The organism is Halarcobacter anaerophilus (assembly GCF_006459125.1).
GTDB classification, from domain to species: domain Bacteria; phylum Campylobacterota; class Campylobacteria; order Campylobacterales; family Arcobacteraceae; genus Halarcobacter; species Halarcobacter anaerophilus.
The window spans coordinates 1-20,405 of record NZ_CP041070.1; the positions used below are offsets into that span (position 1 = coordinate 1).

23 protein-coding genes and 1 other RNA gene are annotated in these 20,405 nt (G+C 29.6%); 14 read left to right on the top strand and 10 right to left on the bottom strand.

Annotated features, from left to right (window positions below; translation table 11 throughout):
- The 8 genes from dnaA (at position 1) to AANAER_RS00040 (ending at position 9,156) form a co-directional block, all read left to right on the top strand.
- Complete coding sequence (gene dnaA / locus AANAER_RS00005) at positions 1–1,308, top strand: chromosomal replication initiator protein DnaA (protein WP_129081241.1); 1,308 nt, start codon at positions 1–3, stop codon at positions 1,306–1,308.
- 165 nt (positions 1,309–1,473) lie between these two features.
- Positions 1,474–2,544 (top strand): DNA polymerase III subunit beta, encoded by a 1,071-nt coding sequence (dnaN, locus tag AANAER_RS00010; RefSeq protein ID WP_129081242.1) that lies wholly within the window; start codon positions 1,474–1,476, stop codon positions 2,542–2,544.
- A 19-nt stretch (positions 2,545–2,563) separates the two neighbouring features.
- A complete protein-coding gene (gene gyrB, locus AANAER_RS00015) occupies positions 2,564–4,885 on the top strand; it encodes a DNA topoisomerase (ATP-hydrolyzing) subunit B (RefSeq protein ID WP_129081243.1) in 2,322 nt (773 codons plus the stop codon).
- A gap of 63 nt (positions 4,886–4,948) precedes the next feature.
- Positions 4,949–5,479, top strand: a complete 531-nt coding sequence (locus AANAER_RS00020; protein ID WP_129081244.1) for a hypothetical protein — start codon at positions 4,949–4,951, stop codon at positions 5,477–5,479.
- A gap of 71 nt (positions 5,480–5,550) precedes the next feature.
- The gene (locus tag AANAER_RS00025) at positions 5,551–6,438 is read left to right on the top strand and encodes a sulfurtransferase (protein WP_129081245.1); all 888 of its coding nucleotides are present in this window, start codon (positions 5,551–5,553) and stop codon (positions 6,436–6,438) included.
- Between the two features lie 51 nt (positions 6,439–6,489).
- Positions 6,490–8,247 (top strand): ATP-binding protein, encoded by a 1,758-nt coding sequence (locus AANAER_RS00030; protein ID WP_129081246.1) that lies wholly within the window; start codon positions 6,490–6,492, stop codon positions 8,245–8,247.
- Between the two features lie 87 nt (positions 8,248–8,334).
- Positions 8,335–8,730, top strand: a complete 396-nt coding sequence (locus AANAER_RS00035; protein WP_129081247.1) for a DUF3010 family protein — start codon at positions 8,335–8,337, stop codon at positions 8,728–8,730.
- Positions 8,731–8,763: 33 nt separating this feature from the next.
- Positions 8,764–9,156 carry a VOC family protein gene (locus AANAER_RS00040; RefSeq protein ID WP_129081248.1) on the top strand — a complete coding sequence of 131 codons (393 nt, stop codon included), beginning with the start codon at positions 8,764–8,766 and terminating at the stop codon, positions 9,154–9,156.
- An 18-nt stretch (positions 9,157–9,174) separates the two neighbouring features.
- Here the strand turns inward: AANAER_RS00040 and AANAER_RS00045 are convergent, their stop codons facing one another.
- On the bottom strand, positions 9,175–10,023 hold the full coding sequence (locus tag AANAER_RS00045; RefSeq protein WP_129081249.1) for an NAD(P)-dependent oxidoreductase: 849 nt from the start codon (positions 10,021–10,023) through the stop codon (positions 9,175–9,177).
- A 167-nt stretch (positions 10,024–10,190) separates the two neighbouring features.
- Here AANAER_RS00045 and AANAER_RS00050 point away from each other — a divergent pair, with 167 nt between their 5' ends.
- The gene (locus tag AANAER_RS00050) at positions 10,191–10,511 is read left to right on the top strand and encodes a hypothetical protein (protein ID WP_129081250.1); all 321 of its coding nucleotides are present in this window, start codon (positions 10,191–10,193) and stop codon (positions 10,509–10,511) included.
- Here AANAER_RS00050 and AANAER_RS00055 read toward each other — a convergent pair.
- Complete coding sequence (locus tag AANAER_RS00055; RefSeq protein ID WP_129081251.1) at positions 10,504–11,136, bottom strand: LysE family translocator; 633 nt, start codon at positions 11,134–11,136, stop codon at positions 10,504–10,506. The genes AANAER_RS00050 and AANAER_RS00055 overlap by 8 nt on opposite strands.
- Before the next feature lie 27 nt (positions 11,137–11,163).
- A complete protein-coding gene (locus tag AANAER_RS00060; RefSeq protein ID WP_129081252.1) occupies positions 11,164–11,979 on the bottom strand; it encodes an AraC family transcriptional regulator in 816 nt (271 codons plus the stop codon).
- A 177-nt stretch (positions 11,980–12,156) separates the two neighbouring features.
- Between AANAER_RS00060 and AANAER_RS00065 the strand changes: the two genes are divergently transcribed.
- Positions 12,157–12,462 carry a hypothetical protein gene (locus AANAER_RS00065; RefSeq protein WP_129081253.1) on the top strand — a complete coding sequence of 102 codons (306 nt, stop codon included), beginning with the start codon at positions 12,157–12,159 and terminating at the stop codon, positions 12,460–12,462.
- 22 nt (positions 12,463–12,484) lie between these two features.
- Here AANAER_RS00065 and AANAER_RS00070 read toward each other — a convergent pair whose 3' ends face one another.
- Positions 12,485–13,513: an NAD(P)-binding domain-containing protein gene (locus tag AANAER_RS00070; protein WP_129081254.1), complete on the bottom strand. Its 1,029-nt coding sequence runs from the start codon at positions 13,511–13,513 to the stop codon at positions 12,485–12,487.
- A gap of 172 nt (positions 13,514–13,685) precedes the next feature.
- On the opposite strand from AANAER_RS00070, the gene queF reads away from it, so the two are divergent.
- Together queF and AANAER_RS00080 are read left to right on the top strand one after the other, a co-directional pair.
- Positions 13,686–14,063, top strand: coding sequence for a preQ(1) synthase (queF, locus tag AANAER_RS00075; protein WP_129081255.1), 378 nt, complete (start codon positions 13,686–13,688; stop codon positions 14,061–14,063).
- A gap of 10 nt (positions 14,064–14,073) precedes the next feature.
- Positions 14,074–14,679 carry a MerR family transcriptional regulator gene (locus AANAER_RS00080; RefSeq protein ID WP_129081256.1) on the top strand — a complete coding sequence of 202 codons (606 nt, stop codon included), beginning with the start codon at positions 14,074–14,076 and terminating at the stop codon, positions 14,677–14,679.
- Positions 14,680–14,699: 20 nt separating this feature from the next.
- On the opposite strand, the gene ffs is transcribed toward AANAER_RS00080, so the two are convergent.
- Positions 14,700–14,796, bottom strand: an RNA gene (gene ffs / locus AANAER_RS15220) — signal recognition particle sRNA small type.
- Positions 14,797–14,944: 148 nt separating this feature from the next.
- On the opposite strand from ffs, the gene AANAER_RS00085 reads away from it, so the two are divergent.
- Both AANAER_RS00085 and AANAER_RS00090 read left to right on the top strand, forming a co-directional pair.
- Positions 14,945–15,847 (top strand): DMT family transporter, encoded by a 903-nt coding sequence (locus tag AANAER_RS00085; protein WP_129081257.1) that lies wholly within the window; start codon positions 14,945–14,947, stop codon positions 15,845–15,847.
- A complete protein-coding gene (locus AANAER_RS00090) occupies positions 15,844–16,254 on the top strand; it encodes a YqaA family protein (RefSeq protein ID WP_129081258.1) in 411 nt (136 codons plus the stop codon). The genes AANAER_RS00085 and AANAER_RS00090 overlap by 4 nt, the downstream gene beginning before the upstream one ends.
- Here the strand turns inward: AANAER_RS00090 and ureG are convergent.
- The 5 genes from ureG to AANAER_RS00115 are packed head-to-tail and all read right to left on the bottom strand — an operon-like array spanning position 16,249 to position 20,352.
- Positions 16,249–16,836, bottom strand: coding sequence for an urease accessory protein UreG (ureG, locus tag AANAER_RS00095; protein WP_129081259.1), 588 nt, complete (start codon positions 16,834–16,836; stop codon positions 16,249–16,251). The two genes, AANAER_RS00090 and ureG, sit on opposite strands and share 6 nt — an antisense overlap.
- Before the next feature lie 12 nt (positions 16,837–16,848).
- On the bottom strand, positions 16,849–17,550 hold the full coding sequence (locus tag AANAER_RS00100; RefSeq protein WP_129081260.1) for an urease accessory protein UreF: 702 nt from the start codon (positions 17,548–17,550) through the stop codon (positions 16,849–16,851).
- Positions 17,525–17,959, bottom strand: coding sequence for an urease accessory protein UreE (locus AANAER_RS00105; RefSeq protein ID WP_228711124.1), 435 nt, complete (start codon positions 17,957–17,959; stop codon positions 17,525–17,527). Before AANAER_RS00105 ends, AANAER_RS00100 begins: the two co-directional genes overlap by 26 nt.
- Positions 17,960–17,968: 9 nt before the next feature.
- Entirely contained in the window at positions 17,969–19,672 is a 1,704-nt protein-coding gene (ureC, locus tag AANAER_RS00110; RefSeq protein WP_129081261.1) for an urease subunit alpha, read from the bottom strand.
- Complete coding sequence (locus tag AANAER_RS00115; protein WP_129081262.1) at positions 19,669–20,352, bottom strand: urease subunit beta; 684 nt, start codon at positions 20,350–20,352, stop codon at positions 19,669–19,671. Before AANAER_RS00115 ends, ureC begins: the two co-directional genes overlap by 4 nt.
- Positions 20,353–20,405: the final 53 nt, after the last annotated feature.

Below are 20,405 nucleotides of genomic sequence, written 5' to 3' on the forward strand. Positions count from 1 at the left end.
ATGACAAGTAAAGAGTTTTTAACTATTATAAAAAAAGAAGCTAATCCAACAGATTATAAAAGATATCTAAAACAGTTAAACTACAAAAAAATAACTTCTGACGAAAAACTAGCGGTATTTGAAGTTCCCAACAGATATTTGGCATCTTGGATAAAAAGTAAATATAAACCTTTAATACAGCACTGTTTCGAGATTTACGACGGAACAAAACCTCATATCGAGATAAAAATAACAGGTGAAAAAAAGAGCAAAAAAGAGATTATCTCCGAAAAAGCTAAAAATGAAGCTACGGAAAGTACTATTTTAAATCCTTCATATACTTTTGATTCTTTTGTAGTAGGAAGTTCCAACCAGATGGCTTATAACGCTTCTTTGGCAGTTTCCGAAAAACCGGGAGTTCAATATAATCCACTATTTATTTACGGTGGTACGGGACTTGGGAAAACCCACCTTTTACAAGCAATAGGTAATGATGCTATTGAAAAAGGCAAAACCGTAATATATGTAACAATTGAACAGTTTATGAATGATTTTACCTTCTCTATTAAAAATAAAAATATGGAACATTTTAGAGGTAAATATAGAAAATGTGATGTTTTACTTATTGATGATATCCAGTTTTTAAGCGGTAAAGAGCAGACTCAAGAGGAGTTTTTTCACACCTTTAACGAACTTCATAATGCAAAAAAACAGATAGTTATGACAAGTGACAGACTGCCTTCACAAATTGCAGGATTGGTAGATAGATTAAAATCTCGATTTGAATGGGGATTAACAGCAGACATACAAATGCCCGGACTTGAAACAAAAATTGCTATTATTGAGAAAAAAAGTGAATTAAACGGTATTAATCTAAGCAGAGAAATCGTAAACTATATCGCAACAAACTTAGATAACTCTATTAGAGAAATAGAGGGCGTTTTGATTAAGTTAAATGCCAGTGCATCACTGCTTAACCAAGAGATTAATTTAGAACTTGCCCAAAGTCTTTTAAAAGAGCAAATAAGAGAGAAAAAAGAGAATATTAAATTACCCGATATTATTTCACTTGTTGCAAATGAGCTTAATATCAAACCAAGTGATATTAAATCGAAAAAAAGAACGGCAACGGTTGCAAATGCCAGAAGGGTTGTAATTTATCTTGCAAGAGAGTTAACACACAACTCAATGCCTGATATTGCTAAGTTTTTAGGTATGAAAGATCATAGTTCTATTTCAAAAAATATTCAAAAAACGAATAAATTGATTGAAACAGATGAGAACTTCAAATTGATCATTCAAAATTTGAAAAATAAAATCATTCATTAAGGGGCGGAAGAAAAAGTTTAAAGTTAAAGTGTGAAAAGGTGTGAACTGTTAAAGCTATTTATTCACATACACAAAGTTCGAATAAATAGGGTTTAGAATAAAGTTTTCATCTTTTCACACTAACTACTACTTCCACTATCTTAAATAATAAATAGGAGCTAATAAATGAAGTTCATAATTACAAAAAGCATATTTGAGAATATTGTCTCATCAATGCAACCTTTTTTAGAGAAAAAAGATGCTAGTTCAATTACTTCTCATATATACTTAGAAGTAAACGATTCTAAACTTACACTAAAAGCAACAGATTATGAAATTGGATTAGAGTGTACGATAGAATCTATAACTGATGCAATATACGGAAAAGCAACTGTAAACGGATCTAATCTACTAGGAATTATTAAAAGATTAAAAGATGCAGATATTATTATAGAAACAGATGAAAACAATCTAATTATTAAACAAAATAAATCAACTTTTAAATTACCTATGTATGATGCAGATGAATATCCTACTTTAATACAAAAAGATGATTTAAAACAATTAGAGATTTCTACAATAAATTTAATCAACTCTATTAGAAAAATAACACCTGCAATTGATAATAACAATCCAAAATTTGAACTAAACGGAGCTTTAATCGATATTAAAACTTCAAAAATCAATTTTGTATCAACAGATACTAGAAGATTGGCAATTTCATATTTACAAAATATTTCAAATGCAGAAGCTCAATTTATTATTCCTAAAAAAGCTATAATTGAGATACAAAAACTATTTTTAGATGAAGCAACTATTATGTATGATGAAAACAATCTTATTGTTTCAAACTCTGCAATGAAATTTTTCACAAAATTAATTAACGGAAAATTTCCCGATTATGAAAGAATCATACCTCAAAGTTTGAAATACAATATGTCTATTCCAAAAAGTATGTTGGTTGAATCAATCAAATTAGTTACATCACTTTTCTCTAATATCAAAATTACATTTAGACCTCATTCTATTGTATTTGAATCATTAGATGAAGATACGGAATCAAAAACTCAAATAGATATAGAACTAAATATCGATCAAGAGTTTTATCTTGCAGTAAATGCAAAATATATGCTTGACTTTTTAAGTCAAACAAATAATGAAGAAGTAAAAATTGGATTCAACGAATCCAATTTACCGTTTTATCTAGAAGATGAAAAATTCTTTACGATAATAATGCCAATCGTATTAGAAAAATAGATTTAAAGAAGGAAATTTAATGAGTCAACAAGAGTACGGCGCTAGTAATATTAAAGTTTTAAAAGGTTTAGAAGCTGTAAGAAAAAGACCTGGTATGTATATCGGTGATACAAATGTCAACGGATTACACCATATGGTTTATGAAGTAGTAGATAACTCTATTGATGAAGCAATGGCAGGTTTTTGTAAAAATATTAAAATTACAATGACAAAAGACGGTTGGATAAGAGTTGAAGATGACGGTAGAGGTATTCCTACTGCAATGCACCCTACTGAAAAAATGAGTGCGGCGACAGTCGTATTAACGGTACTTCATGCAGGTGGTAAATTTGATAAAGATACTTATAAAGTTTCAGGTGGACTTCACGGGGTTGGGGTTTCAGTTGTAAATGCTTTAAGTAAAGATCTTAAAATGACTATTTACAGAGAAGGAAAAATTCATTATCAAGAGTTTTCAAAAGGTATACCTAAATCTCCTTTAGAAGTAATAGGTGATGCTCCTAGAAAAACAGGTACCACAATAGAATTTTTAGCTGATGATTCTATTTTTGAAGTTACATCATATAATTTTGAGACACTAGCAAAAAGATTTAAAGAAGTCGCATACCTAAACCCTTTTATCTCAATTACACTTGAAGATGAAATCAAAAAAGTAAAAGAGGTTTATCATTTTGAAGGTGGAATTCAACAATTTGTTGAAGATTTAAACAAAGATACTCCCGTATCTGATGCAGTAGCTTTTTCAGATAGAGTAGATGATGTAGAAGTTGACATTGCATTAATGTATAACTCAACATATACTGAAAAAACACTATCTTTTGTTAATAATATTAGAACAATAGACGGCGGTACTCATGAAGCAGGTTTTAAAGCCGGACTTACAAGAGCAATTGTTAAATACGTAAATAATAATGCAAATGCCAGAGAAAAAGATACTAAAATTACAGGTGATGACGTAAGAGAAGGTCTTCTTGCGGTTGTTTCCGTTAAAGTGCCTGAACCTCAATTTGAAGGTCAAACAAAAGGAAAGCTAGGATCATCATACGTTAAACCTATTTGCCAAAAATTAACAAATGAAAAATTAGATAAATATTTTGAAGAGAATCCACAACAAGCAAAAGCTATTATGGATAAAGCTTTAATGGCTGCAAGAGGAAGAGAAGCTGCTAAAAAAGCAAGAGATTTAACTAGAAAAAAAGATGCAATGACAGTTGGAACTCTTCCTGGAAAACTAGCAGAATGTCAAAGTAAAGATCCTGAAATAAGAGAACTCTATCTAGTTGAGGGAGATTCAGCGGGTGGTTCAGCTAAACAAGGTAGAGATAGGGTTTATCAAGCAATTTTACCCCTAAAAGGTAAGATTTTAAATGTTGAAAAATCTAGACTTGACAAAATTTTAAAATCTGATGAAATCAGAAATATGATTACTGCTCTTGGCTGCGGTATAGGTGAAGATTTTGATGAAGAAAAAATCAGATATCATAAAATTATAATTATGACCGATGCCGACGTTGACGGAAGCCATATTCAAACACTTCTTTTAACATTCTTCTTTAGATTTTTAAGACCAGTTGTAGAAAAAGGTTATTTGTATATTGCCCAACCGCCTCTATATAGATATAAAAAAGGTAAAAACGAAACTTACTTAAAAGATAATACGGCATTATCTAATTTCTTAATTGAAAACGGTGCAGAGAGTTTCGAGTTTGAAGGTTTAGGAGTAAATGATTTAATTGATTTATTAAAAACCGTTTCAAGATATAGAGAGATGCTTCTCCAACTTGAAAAAAGATACTCTTTGGTAGAAGTTTTAAAACATCTTATTGAGAACTCTGATTTAGTAAAATTGGAACAATCAAAACTATATGAAGAGGTTAGATCGTTTATTGAAGAAAAGGGTTATAATATTCTTTCTAAAAGTATAACTGAAGAGAGAATACAACTTTTTGTTCAAACAAATGAAGGTTTGGAAGAGTTAGTTATTGATGATGAACTTTTTGCAAGTCCTTATTTTAGTGAAGCAACTTACATTTACAATAAACTAATTGAAAGAGATGTCTCTATGTTTGAAGGTAGAGATTTAGTTGAAGTTTTAGAGGATATTGAAGGGTTAGCTAAAAAAGGTGCTTATATTCAAAGATATAAAGGTTTAGGTGAAATGAACCCTGAACAATTATGGGAAACAACCATGACTCCCGAAGATAGAAGACTTTTAAGAGTAAAAATCGAAGATGCAGAAATGGCGAGCGATACTTTTACTCTATTTATGGGTGATGAAGTAGAACCTAGAAGAAACTACATAGAAGAGCACGCAAAAGACGTAGAACACTTAGATGTATAAAAAAGAGGAGAAATCCTCTTTTTACTCCTTTAAACTTATTTTCATATATAATTTGGAGATTTAATGAGAAAAAGAAAATTATTATCTTATGAAGCTAAGATAATTTTGGGTCTAATTTTTATTATTGCACTGATATTTTTGCCTTTCAATATTTCAGAAGATTTAATTTATTTAGAAACAAAAATAGAAAATTTTTATAACAAATATATCAATATATATCCTCTATGGGCACAATTATCGGTACTTTTTACTCCGTTTTTAATATATTTTCTAATTTATCAAATTAGAAAAAACAGATGCTCTTATAAAGAGGATATTATTTATGATATGAAGTGGAAATGGGAGTGGTCTAAAGATGAAATTGTAAATCTACAATGTTTTTGCCCCTATTGTGATACAGAACTTTATTATGATACGACTAAATCAAATTATGATAATTTAGATATTAGTAAACTTGATTTTATCTGCGAAAATTGTAATAAAGTAATTGCTTCAATTCCAAACAGAGATGATGCCTTAAGAACTTCTAATAATATAAAAAAAGAGATAAAAAGAGTTATAAGAAAAAGAATCAATAAAAGAGTAGTAAAGTAGTCATATTTAATTTATTAATATATAAAATAATTATTGTATAATTTTAAATAAACTTAAAAAAAGAGTCTCAAATGAAAATTTTTAAGACAATTTTAATTCTAATATTCGTTTCTATAGGACTGTTTGGAGCTTCTACTTTAGATAATAAAGAAAAAAAAGTTCCTTCAATAGTTTCGATTGATTGGTTAAAAAATAATTTTGACAACCCAAATCTTTCCATAATAGATTTAAGGCAGAAAGAGGATTATTTAAAAGGGCATATTAAAAATGCCGTAAATATTCCGGCTTTAAAATCTCTTTTTGATGAAAAATTTTTTATGCCCAAACTTGATTTTTTGAAAGAGTTATTCAGTAATGCGGGAATCGACGAAAATAGTTTGGTAGTAGCTTATGATAACGGAGATTTTATCTGGGCAGCAAGATTTTATTGGATATTACAAACATTGGGACATGACAATGTAGGACTTTTAAAAGTCTCTTACGGTCCTTTGATAAAAAGAGAATTTTCTATTGCTACAGATGATTATAAAGCTCTTAGAAAAGAGTTTATACCAAGAGTAGATGATGAAAAAATAGAGACAAAATTAAGTACTTATTTATCAATCGGCAATAAAACGATTATTGACGGAAGAAAAAAATCCCATTATGAGGGCAAAGAGTCTTTGGCAAAAAGATTCGGTCATATACCAACAGCTCAAAATTATGCTTGTACTCAAAATTATCAAGTTTCAAAAGACGGCAATGTTATGAGAGATTTAAAGGAGTTAAAAAAAGTTTATAAAGATATACCAAAAGACAAAGAGATTATTCTTTATTGTGACGGAGGAGCTGAAGCTGCTTTAAACTATATTGTTTTAAAAGAGTTGGGATATAAGACTTCTGTTTACGACGGTTCTTGGTTAGAGTGGGGAAATGATTCTGAACTTCCGATTGTAAATCCTTCATTAAATAAAAAGTGATAAAAGTTGAAATATAAAGGTTCTATAAGAAAAAGGCTTATTTCTATAATTATGTTAGTTACTATTCTAACAGGTTCTATAGGATATACGGCTTTTGTATATTGGTATATGTCTAATCAGTATAATAATACTTTAAAACTCTCTAAATCTATAGGATTAGTCTTAAGCCAAGATATAGCAAAATTGGTTTTGTTAAATGATATCTCTGCAGCTTCCGATATTATTACAAAGTTAAAATCTTTTTCTGCTTTAAAATCAATGGTTTTATACAAACTAAACGGTGAACCTATTTTGCAATACAATAAAGCCGATAAAACTTTTAGCGTGGATAAACTTCCAGATGAAAAACATAGAGATTCCATAATCAAAGGAAGAGATTTAAAGCTTTACGTAAAAGCAAATTATCAAAATACAAATTTAGGGCATATTCAGTTTAATTTTAAAATCGATACGGTTTATGATGTAATAAAAAAAGATATAGAAGCTTTGCTTGTAATTCTTTTTATAATAGTTTTTTCTTCTTATCTTTTGGCAATATATTTTGCAAAAAAATTTACGAATCCTATTTTAAATCTTGTCTCTTTTTTGGAAAAAATATATTTTACGGAATCTCTTACAAACAGAATTAAAATTGAAGAGAACAATGAGTACGGGAAACTCTATGATGAAGTAAATACTATGTTGGAACGTATTGAAAAATCTCATGATGAGTTAAAAATTGCGGCAGTAGCTTTTGAGACTCAAAGCGGAATGTTAATCACGGATAAAAATCAAAAAATTTTAAGAGTAAACAAAGCTTTTACAAAAATTACGGGTTATAGTATAGATGAAGTTGTAGGAAAAACTCCGTCGATATTAAAATCAGGAATTCATAATGACAAGTTTTATCAAAATATGTACAGCTCTTTAGGCAAAAATCTTTTTTGGATAGGTGAAATAAATAACAGGCACAAAGACGGAAGTATAGTAAATGAGCTTTTAACGATACATGCAATTTTGGATAATAATGACCAAGTTATCTATTACGTAAGTTCATTTTTGGATATTACCGCTCAAAAAAAGGCAGAAAAAGAGTTAAAACAAAAAGAGAGTCTTTTAGTTCAACAATCAAAAATGGCGGCAATGGGCGAAATGTTGGAAAATATAGCCCATCAATGGAGACAGCCTCTTTCTCTTATTTCAACTACATCTAGCGGACTTTTATTAAGAAAAAGTATGGATATTGAAATTCCTGAAGAAGAAGAGAAAAAAGATTTGGAAAAAATAGGTGATACCGTAAAATATCTTTCTGAAACAATAGATGATTTTAGAAACTATTTTAAACCAAACAAGAGTAAAAATTTATTTGATATCAAAGAGTGTTATGAAAAAGCCTTTAAACTTCTTCAACCCAAATTTAAAAGTTTGGATATAAAAGTAATTGAAAATCTTGAAAGTATCGAAATCCTAGGATTTGAAAATGAATTTATTCAAGTAATAATGAATCTTTTAAATAATGCAAAAGATGTATTGGAAGATAAAGGCGTAGAAAATAAATTGATTTTTATAGATATTTATAAACAAAACGATAAAGCTGTTTTTTCAATCAAAGACAACGGTCAGGGAATCAATAAAGATATTATAAATAGAGTTTTTGAGCCTTATTTTACTACAAAAGAGGAAAGTAACGGTACTGGTATCGGACTTTATATGTCCAAAGAGATGGTAGAAAAACATATGGAGGGTAAATTAAAAGTTAAAAATGAAACTTATACTTATGAAAACAGTGAGTATAAGGGTGCTTGTTTTAAAGTCTATTTACCTTTATAAATTTTTTAAATCTCTTACAATTTGTAATTAAATTAAAAAAATCCGTTTTTTTGTTTTATACTTCCACAAATATATAAAAGGAATTAAATGAATATTTGTGGAATTGAACTTAAAAGTAATTATGCAGTTTTGGTTGTTTTAAAAGATAAAGAGTTCATAGATTTAAAAATAAAAAAAATTGTTTTGGGAGATGATGAAAAACAGGATAGTATAAGAACTTTCTGCAATGAATTTCTGCTTTTTTTAGAAAAGAATGAAATAGAAAAAATTTATATAAAAAAAAGAGCAAAAAAAGGAACTTTTGCAGGGGGTGCGAATACTTTTAAAATTGAAGCTTTGATTCAGTTAAATCCAATTTGTGAAGTTAATCTTATCTCTGCACAAACAATAAGCTCTTTTGAAAAGAAAAATACCGTAACTTTTCCCGAAAATTTAAAAAAATATCAAGAACAGGCATATTTAACCCTTTTGAGTTCATTATAAGATATAATATAAAAAAATATAAAAGGTTTTACAATGTTTAAAATAAAAGCTATAGATCATTTAGTTTTGACCGTAAAAGATATTGAAAAAACTGTAGAGTTTTATACCTCTGTTTTAGGCATGGAAAAAGAGATCTTCCAAGAGCACAGAGTTGCTCTAAAATTTGGACATCAAAAAATAAATCTGCATCAATTAAATAGTGAATTTGAACCTAAAGCATTAAATGTAAAAGAGGGAAGTGCAGATTTATGTTTTGTTACGGATACAAGTATAGTTGAGTTTAAAAAACATATAGAATCTTTTGGTATAGAGATAATTGAAGGTCCTGTTGAAAGAACAGGTGCAATAGGAAAGATTAATTCAATTTATATAAGAGATCCCGACGGGAATCTAATTGAAGTTTCAAACTATATTTATAGTATTTAGCATACTTAAAAAAGTATGCTATTTAAATAGTTTGTAAATAGAGCAGAAATCCTCTTCTCCTTTACCCTCTTTTTTCATTTTTCCGAAAAGCTCTTTTGGAATAGCTGCTGTGTATAAAGGCTGATTCATACTGTAAGCTAAATCTTGCAGAGTATGCAGATCTTTGTAAATTGCACTATTTGAGAAATGGGCACTAAAATCTTCATCTATTAGTTTTTGAGTTTTTCCTTTTAAAACAAGGGATTGACCTCCGCCTACTCCCAATATTTTAAGAAGTTCACTTTTATTTATATCACAAGCTTCACCTAAAGCCGTACACTCTGCAATAGTAGCCATAAATGAACCTAAACAAAGATTGTTTATCAGTTTCATTTTAGAAGCTTTCCCTTTCTCTTTTAAATAAAAAATCTCTTTTCCTATTTTTTGTAAAAATGGTTTACAAAGCTCAAAAGTACTCTCTTTTCCCGAAGTTACTATTGTAAGTGCCCCTTGTAAAGCAGGAGGAACACTTCCGAAAATAGGAGATTCTAAATAATTACCCCCTTTTTTTTCGATTTTTTCGTGAAAAGTAAGAACTTTTTCATAATGATTTGTTGTTAAATCAATAATAGTTTTACCTTTTAAATCAGCACTTAAAATACCGTTTTGCATCTCAAATATATTTTCAACCGCAGCTGATTCAAAAAGACACATAAAAACCGTGTCACACTCTTCAACAAGCTCTTTTGGACTGTTTGCAATATCTAAACCCATATGTTCGACTTTTGATTTTGTTCTGTTATATATTTTTACTTCTTCTTTTTGGTCAAGAAGTCTTTTAACAATTGCACTACCTAAATTTCCAAGTCCTATGAAACCTATAGCCATATAAATCCTTTTCTTTTTTTCAAATTATAATAAAATCTATCATAAAAATAAGACTTCAAAAATAATAAATTTTGTTAACATATAATTCTTATTTAAATAAAAATATTATTAATTATATTCCAAAAGGAATATTATATGCATAATCTCTACAAAAATGGGAGTCTAACATGAGTATTAATGAAAAATCAGTAAATCAACTTCTTCACTTAGCTTCTGTAAGTGATGATATAAAGACCCTTAGAGAATTGGCAAACTCCGAACATATGAATGTAAGAAGAGCTTTGGCAAAAAATAAAAATATAGATAAATCAATAGGAAACAAACTCCTTTTTGATCCGGTGTTAAACGTCTCTTATATGGCTTCGTTAAATCCAAATACCACTATAAAAAGAGAGTTTGAGGAAAGACTTTTAACAGCCTGTGTAAAGTGCAAAATTGATGAAAGAAAGCTTGATTGTCTGCATTGTCCTTTTAAAGAATCTAGATAAGAGTTTCAAGGATAATTAAAAAACCTATTGTAAAAAGTATTACTCCGGAAATCTTTTCTATTAGATTGGAGTAGTTTTCTAAAAAGAGTTTGCTTTTTTTATTGGTAACTAAATAAACTACGAAAATATCCCAAAGAAGAACGGCAAAAAACATCCATAAAGCATAAAAACTTTGTACAAAAACAGGAGTAGTGCTTTTTATTGATATGGAAAACATAGTAAAATAAAAAATCGAGTTTTTTGGATTTAAAATGGCAGATAAAAAGCCCATACTAAAAAATTTGACAAGTGCTTTTCTTTTTTTGCTGATAGTTGTTTTTTTATTAAAAAGTTCTCTTTTTTTGCTTGTAATCAGTAAAAATCCGATATATAAAAGATATATAGAACCTAAAAGTTTAATTAGGGTAAAAATAGTTTGATTATCTTTTATAAGAGATATTCCAAACAAAGCCAGCAAAATATAAAAAAGATTTGCAAAAGCAATTCCAACAGAAGTTAGAACTCCTTCATAACGTCCGTATTTACTAGAGTTTGAAAGAATAATAAAAAAATCTACACCGGGACTTAAAAGTGCTAAAAAATGCGCTAACGCAAGGGTTAAAAAATCTGTAAAGTATATTTCCATAAAGCAATTATAGTTGCTTTGTAAAAATTAATCTTGTACAAAATTGAGTTTATACTCTTTTGGAGTAGCAGCTACATATTTGCAAAAATTTCTATGAAAATGGCTTTGATCGGAAAACCCGCATTCTAAAGCAGTAAAGGTGATACTTTTTTGCTCTTTTAAGAGTTTTTTAGCTCTGTTTATTTTCATATTTAACAAATAAGCATGGGGAGTAATATTTTTTTGGGCTTTAAAAATTCTTATTATATAAAAAGGATTTAGATTAAACTCTTTTGACAACTCTTCTAAAGATATATTTTCAGTAGAGTTTTGCTCCAAATAGTCTGCAATTTTTTCAAAATCTTTATTTTCTTTTTTTTGTTCGCTCTCTTTCATATAAAGTTTAAATAGTTTTGTAAAAAATTGAATTAACTTCTGCTCTTTTTCTTTGTAAGAGATTTCACTGAAAAGAAGATTGCAGAGATTTTTAAAATCCGTATATATCTCTTCATCATATAAAACATCCTCTTCAAAAGGTTTAAAGCCCTCTAAATCTTTGAAAATAGATTTTTGAATACCGTAACACCAGTTTGGGTCTAAATAGAGCATATAATAGAGATTCGGCTCTTTTGTAACAGGATTACAAGAGTGAACCTCTTTAGGATTTACAATAGCAAGCATTCCTACGTCAAACTCATATTTTTTTGTTTTATTTGAATAAATAGTTTTCCCTTTTAGATTCATTCCTATAGAAAAAGTATTATGAATATGATTTTTATAGTGTTTTGTATTATTTGAATATCTAAGTTCTACAAAAGGAAGATTTTTATCATTAAAGATTTTTGTAAATATTCTTTTTTTCATATAAAATTATACAAAATAAAAGTAATCTTTTTTATAAATTAAAGATATTCCTCTATATAATTAATTGTTTTAATTAAGTTTATTTTATGAAATGTCTCAAAATTGTCTCATATTTTAATAAATTCATAAGTTATTATAAAATAGAATTTAATATAACTAAACTTCAGAGGTATTAAAATGAGTGCAGCAGATAGTTTAATTGAACAACTTAATAGAGCTTTTGAGTCAGATAATATAGATGAATTAAGAAGCTTGCATGAATCACCTGATATGAATATAAGAAGAGCAGTTGCAAAAAACTCCAATATTGATTCTGATATTGCAAATGACTTATTATATGATCCTGTTTTAAATGTAAGTTATATGGCTTCTTTAAATCCTAAATGTACTATTAGTAGAAATTTTTGTAACGTAAAACTTACAAAATGTGTAGTATGCAAAAAAGACGAAAGAAATCTTGATTGTCTTGAGTGTAACAAATAAAAGCTATCTTTTTTGATAGCTTTTATTCTTTAAATTGGGGATGATTTTTAAAAAATTCATCAACTTTTTGGGTATAAGAGTACAATTTACCGCTTCTTCTAAGATATGAGTTTACTATATGGTAACCATGGTTTAAAGCAGCGGCAATAGAACCTCCCGTATTAAAAGCAATATCTCCTGCTACATACATTCCCGGAATATTGGTTCTATAGTGTTCATCATAAATAGGTTTTCCTTTTTCATCCAATTTTATACCGACTTTTTTAAGAAAATCAACAGGTGCAGTCCCGCCTATTGCGTAAATTACTCTGTCGTAAATCGTATAATAACCGTCATCGAAATTTACTTTTACTTTTCCGTGTTCATTTTCTAAAGAGATAATATCCGTATTTAGTCTTAATCTTAACTTTTCTTGACCGTTGTATTGATAAAGGATATCTTCGTTTGCCGGATTTAATCTGCTAAATTCAGCTTTTCTATAAACCAAAGTTACGGTATTTCCTTCATCTGCTAATTCATATGCATATTCAGCGGCAGAATTACCTCCTCCTACGACTAAAATTTTTTCTCCGTGGGAACAGTCGTCAAGATTGAAGTTTACAAACTCTTTTATTGAAGGGGGAATTTTATATGAAGGTTTATTGGGTTTTCCCATTTTCCCAATAGTAATTACCACCGCTTTTGCTTTAAAACTTTTTGTTGCAGTGGTTACTAAAAAAATATTTTCTTTTTCATTTTTAACGATATTTTCAACTTCCTCGTTAAAAGCCGTATCGATTTTTTCTTCATCAAGAAGCCTGTCAAAGAAATTTAAAGTAGTCTCTTTTGTTCCGTCCATAAAAGGAATATTCCCTTCTATATTTATAGTTTGACCTTTCCAATCTTTATCAACTTTTTTATTTGCTTTATAAAATTTTCTAATAGTACTTGAGTGGTTATCCGCTTTATCAATCAGAAGAATATTTTCTATACCGTGAACAGCTGCTTCGACAGCCGTACCAATCCCACCTGGTCCTCCTCCTACTATTAAAATATCATAAACGGTCTTCATGGGAAGTCTCCTCAAAATTAAATTTATAATTAAAGTATATATAATTAAATCTTATACCTAATTTGCTTTTATTATAATACTCTTTTCATATAAAATTTATATAATAAAACCTGTAAGTATATTTTGGATAAAATATTACTTTTAATGAAATAGATAATAAGGACTTATAATAATGAAATATGGTGAAAAAGAGATTGTTGAATTTGATATTAACAATGAAGATAATTTTTGGCCAAATATAAATGAAAAAAATTACACTATAAATATTGAACTACCTGAATTTATGGCAAAATGTCCAAGAAGCGGTTACCCTGATTTTGCAACTATTAAATTAGAATATATCCCTGACAAATTAGTAATTGAATTAAAAGCTTTAAAACTTTATATAAATAGTTTTATGTATAGAGAAGTTTCCCATGAAAATTCGGCAAATGAGATATTTGATACTCTGTACGGAAAATTAAAACCAAAATATATGAAAGTAATTGCAGATTTTAAACCTCGTGGAAATGTACATACCGTAATAGAGATCGACAGCGATAAAATGTAAGGATTAATCCTTGGAAAGATTGGTTACAACTTCACAAGCTGCTGAAATCCTTGGGCTGTCTTTACAAGGAGTACACTACAGAATAAGAAAAAACCAATTAAAATCTATTAAAAAATCAGGTAAAACCTATGTTTACATAGATGAAAATTCTCAAACTCAAAGTGAACCCAAAGTTGAACTGAAACAGATGCCTTATACGGAAGTTGTAAAAGAGATTGTAAAAGCAAAAGATGAACAAATTGATCTTCTTAAAAAGTCTATTAAATGGATGAGAAAGCAATACGGTTCGGAAATATCAAGACTAGAAAAAAATCAGAAAAAAATAATAGGTGTTTTTAACAGGGAAATTGAACTTTTGCAAAGTGCCTTTAATGAAATGCGTTCAATCTACAAACCCCAAATTGAAAATATGCAAAAAGAGAAAAAAGAGGAGCAAAAAGAGAAATTTATCTCTCTTCAAGAGTTTACTTTGTACTTAAAAAGACATCAAAAAAGTAAAAAAGATATAAAACTTATAATATTAAAAGCTATTCAAAAAAGAGATAGAAGATTTATTTATAATAAAAAAGATAAAAAACTTTTGATTTTAAATGAAGATTTTTCAGATTTTATATAAAAAAAGAGTGCTGTTAGCACTCTTCTCCAGATACCCAATCACACCACAAAAAAAGGTGCCTTGCTGTGTTCCCACCCTGGGGCGTTGTCTTTAGATACGATTGAAAGGGTCTAAAGAAGAGCATAAAAAGTACCTAAATACTCTTTATGCTTCTCTTTAAGGACACAATTGTATCTTAATAAAGCTTAAATTTTTTATAAAAAATTAATTGACAATAATTTTTAAAAGAGTATAATTTCTCTCCATTTTTCAAGTGAGTAGTACAATGCCCAAATTATCAAGCTTTATAGGTATATTTTTATTAGTTTTTGCAATGTTGATCTGGGGAAGTTCTTTTGTTGCTTTGAAGTTTGCAATGAAAGATTTAGGTGAATATACGGTTATATTTTTTAGAATGTTAATAGCCTCTTTATGTTTTATATATTTTATAAAAGATTTTTCCAAATATGAATTTACAAAAAAAGATAAAAAACTGATTTTGCTTTTAGCAATTTTTGAACCTTGTTTATATTTTATTTTTGAGGCAAAAGCTCTTTTATATACATCTGCTTCGCAAGCAGGAGTGATTACTTCTATGATGCCTCTTATTACGGCTTTTTTTGCAGGATATTTTCTAAAAGAGATTATTTCAAAACAGTTACTTTTCGGTTCTTTACTTGCTATGATGGGTGTAATTTGGTTAAGCGTAAATGCTTCTGCGTCAATAAGTGCCCCAGATCCGCTTTTAGGAAATTTTCTGGAATTTTGTGCAATGGTTTGCGGAACAGGATATACAATAGTTACGAGATATCTAGTGGATAAATTTTCACCATTGTTTATTACTGCAATGCAGGCTTTTATAGGTGCTGTATTCTTTTTTCCTTTTTTTATTTATGAACTCAACGTAAAGGCTTTGAATTTTACTTTTGAGGGAGTTGCTTCTCTGTTTTATTTGGGTGTAGTCGTTACTTTATGCGGATACGGGCTTTATAATTTTGCACTTACAAAGATTGAAGCTTCAAAAGCTGCTATGTTTATAAATCTAATACCTATTTTTACCCTTGGTTTGGCATTTTTATTTCTTGGCGAAAAGTTATCTTTTCAAGAGTTAATTGCCTGTGCGGTAATACTTTCGGGAGTAGTTTTTTCTCAAATAAAAATAAAAAGAAAAAAAAGAATTAAAATTTGATATATCTGGTTCTATTTTTTTCTGCTTTTGTTTCTGCCACGCTTTTCCCAATGGGAAGTGAGGCTTTGCTTATTTTTGATATAAATGAGGGATATAATCTTTATTTGATTCTTTTTTTTGCAACATTGGGAAATGTTTTGGGCTCTTTGCTTAATTATTATCTGGGATTAAAAGGAGAAGAGTTTTTAGAAAAGAAAAGGCTTTTAAAAAGTGAAAAAACAGCTAAATATAAAAAGTTTTTTAATAAATACGGAGGTTTCTCCCTGCTTTTTTCCTGGGCTCCTATTATTGGAGACCCTATTACTTTTATAGCCGGAGTTTTAAAGTATGATTTTAAGAGATTTCTTTTTTTAGTTACTTTGGCAAAATTTGCACGATATCTGTTTTTGGCTTTGGTTGTTTTATAATAAAGCTAAAATCCACTCTTTTAATTTTTTAAAACTCTCTTCATCTTTGTTTGTTAGAAAAATACTCGGTTTGTTTTTTCTATTGTTTTTTACATCTTCTTTAAAGCTCTCTAAATCTACATTTACATAAGGACAAAGGTCAATTTTATTTATAACTAAAAGATCTGAAAATAGAAGCCCTGCACCTTTTTTTCTTGGAATATCTGCACCTTGAGCCACATCAATCACATAAAAGTAGTAATCGATTAATTCATAAGAGAACGTTGCACTTAGATTATCTCCTCCGCTTTCTACAAAAATAATATCGGGATTAAACTCTTTTTCTATCTCTTCCACGGCTTTTTGGTTCATTGAAATATCATCTCTAATAGCAGTATGAGGACAACCTCCCGTCTCTACTCCTATTATCTGTTTTTCATTTAGATTTAGTTTGCTTTTTAAATAGTTTGCATCTTCTGTTGTATATATATCGTTTGTTACAATACCTAAAGTATATTCCTCTTTTAACATATTTGTAAGTTTCTCAATAATAGAAGTTTTACCGCTTCCTACAGGTCCTGCAATTCCAATTTTAATACTCATATAAATAATCCTTTATGTTGTAAACATTTTCGGTTCTAAATTTAAATGTGAGAAAATAACCTCTTCAAACAAAGGGTTAAAATTACTTACATTTTTAGAACAGTTTTTTATTTTTTCTTCCAAAATATCATCAAAACCAAATAAAATTTGCTGTATTTGGGAAGGTTTTATTCTTGATATTTTTAGACTTGCACTTGCAATATTTATCAAAGTTTTTTTGCACCATAAAAGCAAAAAAGTCTCTTTGTCCAAGCCTAATTCAAAAGCGTAGGCACTTAAAATAAAAAGTTCATTTCCGAAACTTTTTTCACTTTTCACTTTTTTAAAATACTCTTGTACTGTTTTGTTTTTTATCTCAAAATCAATATGTTTTAAATAGTTCTCCCCTAAATCTTTTGAGGCTTTTGCATATTCAAAACTAAGCATTGATGAAAATTTTTTATCCTCTTTTATTAGAAGGTTCAGTTTATCTTCTTCTAAAAGTTTGAAAACCTTTTTTACAATAGCAAATTCCATTTTCTGATATTGATCGTAAATAAGATTGTTTAAAAAACTTTCCAAACTTTTTTTGTCGTTTATAAAACCCAAAACAACATGAGGTTCAAGTCCGAAAGAGTGAACAAAAGCTCCTGAGGGGAATATCCCGTCAAGAAGCTGAATAAATCTGCTTAAAGCTTTTGTAGGTGTATTAGTGGCTATGGTGTGCTTTTCCATTTGGTCTGAAAATAGCCTTTGTTTTTTCTACTTTTACCCCTTCAATAGCCTCACAAGCTTTTATAATATCTGCTGTTGAGATATCGTCTAAAATAGTTATTTTAAAATCTTCTATACAAATAGGCTGATGTCTGTTTCCTATTTCATAAGCAATTCTTGCAAAGGTAATATGATCGCTAAATTTTAGAATATAAATACTGTCTTGGGATTTTGAAACTTTGATTTTATATCCGTCTTCACACTCTAAAATATCGTTTTCATGAAGGTGAGTATATTTTGTTTTTATTATAAATTCAACACCGTTTTTCGTAATAGCACAAAGATTGGGCTTTTGCATATCAAACCAATCCAAAAGTACACTATCGTCCGAGTCTATATCTCTTTTTATCTCAATTACTTTTTTAATCACTTCTTATCCTTAAAATAGAAAATATTTTTTAGTCATTGGAAGCTCTTTTTGAAAAGAGGATTCTATGATTTTTCCGTCCACTTTTACATCATAAGTTTCAGGATCAACTTCTATTTTTCCAATAAAGTTATTTAGTTTCATATCTTTTTTCCCGATATTTCTTGTATTTTTAACGGGAAGCATAACTTTTTTGGTATCCATTTTCTCTTCAATTCCTGCTTTTATTGCTGCATTTGATACAAAAATTGCACTTGTATTTGAAGCTGCTTTTCCTAAACTTCCAAACATAGGTCTGTACATATTTGGTTCAGGGGTTGGAATAGAAGCATTTGAATCGCCCATCATAGCCAAAGCTATAAATCCGCCTTTTAAAATGATTTCAGGTTTAACTCCGAAAAATGCCGGTGTCCAAAGAACTAAATCCGCCATTTTCCCAACTTCAACACTTCCTATATGTTCACTGATTCCAGAAGCAATAGCAGGGTTTATAGTATATTTTGCAATATATCTTTTGATTCTGTTATTATCGCTTAAAGAATCATCCTCTTCTAAGGCTCCTCTTTGTTTTTTCATAGAGTCTGCTACTTGCCAAGTTCTGATTACGACTTCTCCTACTCTACCCATAGCTTGAGAATCGCTGCTGGTCATTGAGATGGCTCCTATGTCGTGTAAAACATCTTCTGCTGCAATAGTTTTCCCTCTGATTCTGGATTCTGCAAAACTTACATCTTCCGGAATTTTAGGGCTTAAATGGTGACAAACCATAAGCATATCAAGATGTTCTTCTATGGTATTTTTTGTATAAGGTAAGGTTGGATTTGTAGAAGAGGGTAAAATATTTTCTAATCCCGCAACTTTCATAATATCAGGGGCATGACCGCCTCCTGCACCTTCACTGTGGAAAGTATGAATTGTTCTTCCTGCAAAAGCATTAACTGTGCTATCTACAAAACCTGATTCATTTAAAGTATCCGTATGGATTGCAACTTGAACATCAAAATCATCTGCAACTTTTAGGCAAGTATCGATAGCATTTGGAGTTGTTCCCCAGTCTTCATGCAGTTTTAAACCCATAGCTCCTGCTTCAATTTGAACTTTAAGGGCTTCATAACTTGAGCTGTTCCCTTTCCCCATAAAACCGAAGTTTAAAGGTAAATCATCAACTGCTTCAATCATTTTTTGAATATTAAATTCTCCGGGAGTACAAGTTGTGGCATTTGTTCCCGTATTTGGTCCTGTACCTCCTCCTAACATAGTGGTTACTCCGGAACTTAAAGCTTCATCAATTTGTCCCGGAGAAATAAAGTGAATATGTGAATCAATTCCGCCTGCTGTTATGATTTTTCCTTCAGCTGAAAGAATTTCCGTATTTGCTCCTATTTCTAAACCTTTTGTAATTCCATCGCAGTTTAGCGGATTTCCGCTTTTCCCAATAGCTGAGATTTTTCCTTCTTTTATACCGATATCAGCTTTGTAAATACCTGTATAGTCAATAATCACGGCATTTGTAATAATCAAATCGGCGGTATCTACGGCATTTGGAGACTGGCTCATCCCGTCTCTTACTGTCTTTCCTCCTCCAAATTTTGATTCTTCACCGTAAATTGTATAATCTTTCTCAATTTTGGCTATCAAGCTTGTATCTGCTAATCTAAATCTATCGCCTGTTGTGGGTCCATACATTGAAGCGTATTTTTCTTTTGAGATTTTCATACTCTACTCCCTAAAAATTTTTCAAGATTTTCTATAGCTTTTTCTTTTGTTTCTTTTTTATCTAGGTAACCATTTACAAGAGCATTAAATCCTGCAATATATCTTTGACCTCTAAAAGGAACAACTTCAACCTTTTTTTTACTTCCGGGTTCAAATCTAACAGAGGTTCCGGCAGGGATATTTAATCTTTGACCGTAAGCTTTTTGTCTGTCAAATTCTAAAAAGGCATTTGTTTCAAAAAAGTGGTAGTGAGAACCAACTTGTATTGGTCTGTCACCGATGTTTTCAACTTCTATTGCCGTAACTTCCGAACCTTCATTTAATTCAATTTCTCCCTCATCAATAAAATATTCTCCCGGAGTTATTTCCGATTTTATTTCAGGGATTGGATTATGAACCGTAACAAGTTTTGTTCCGTCATCAAAAGTTGCTTCTGTTTGAACCATATGCATCATAGAAGCAACACCTGGCATAACATCATCGGCTTTTAGCACTTTTGTAGCTTCAACCATAAGTTGAGCAACACTTTTACCCTCTCTGGCACCTTCTAATATAAATGCACTGATAATGGCAACAGCTTCAGGGTAATTTAGTTTTAAACCCTTCTCTTTTCGCTCTTGCGCTAATTTTGAAGCTGTGTAAATAAGCAGTTTCTCTTGTTCACGGTTTGTCAAAAACATCAAATGCCTCCTCTATTTTTCTCTGATAGTTTATCTAAAAACAATTGGTTTAT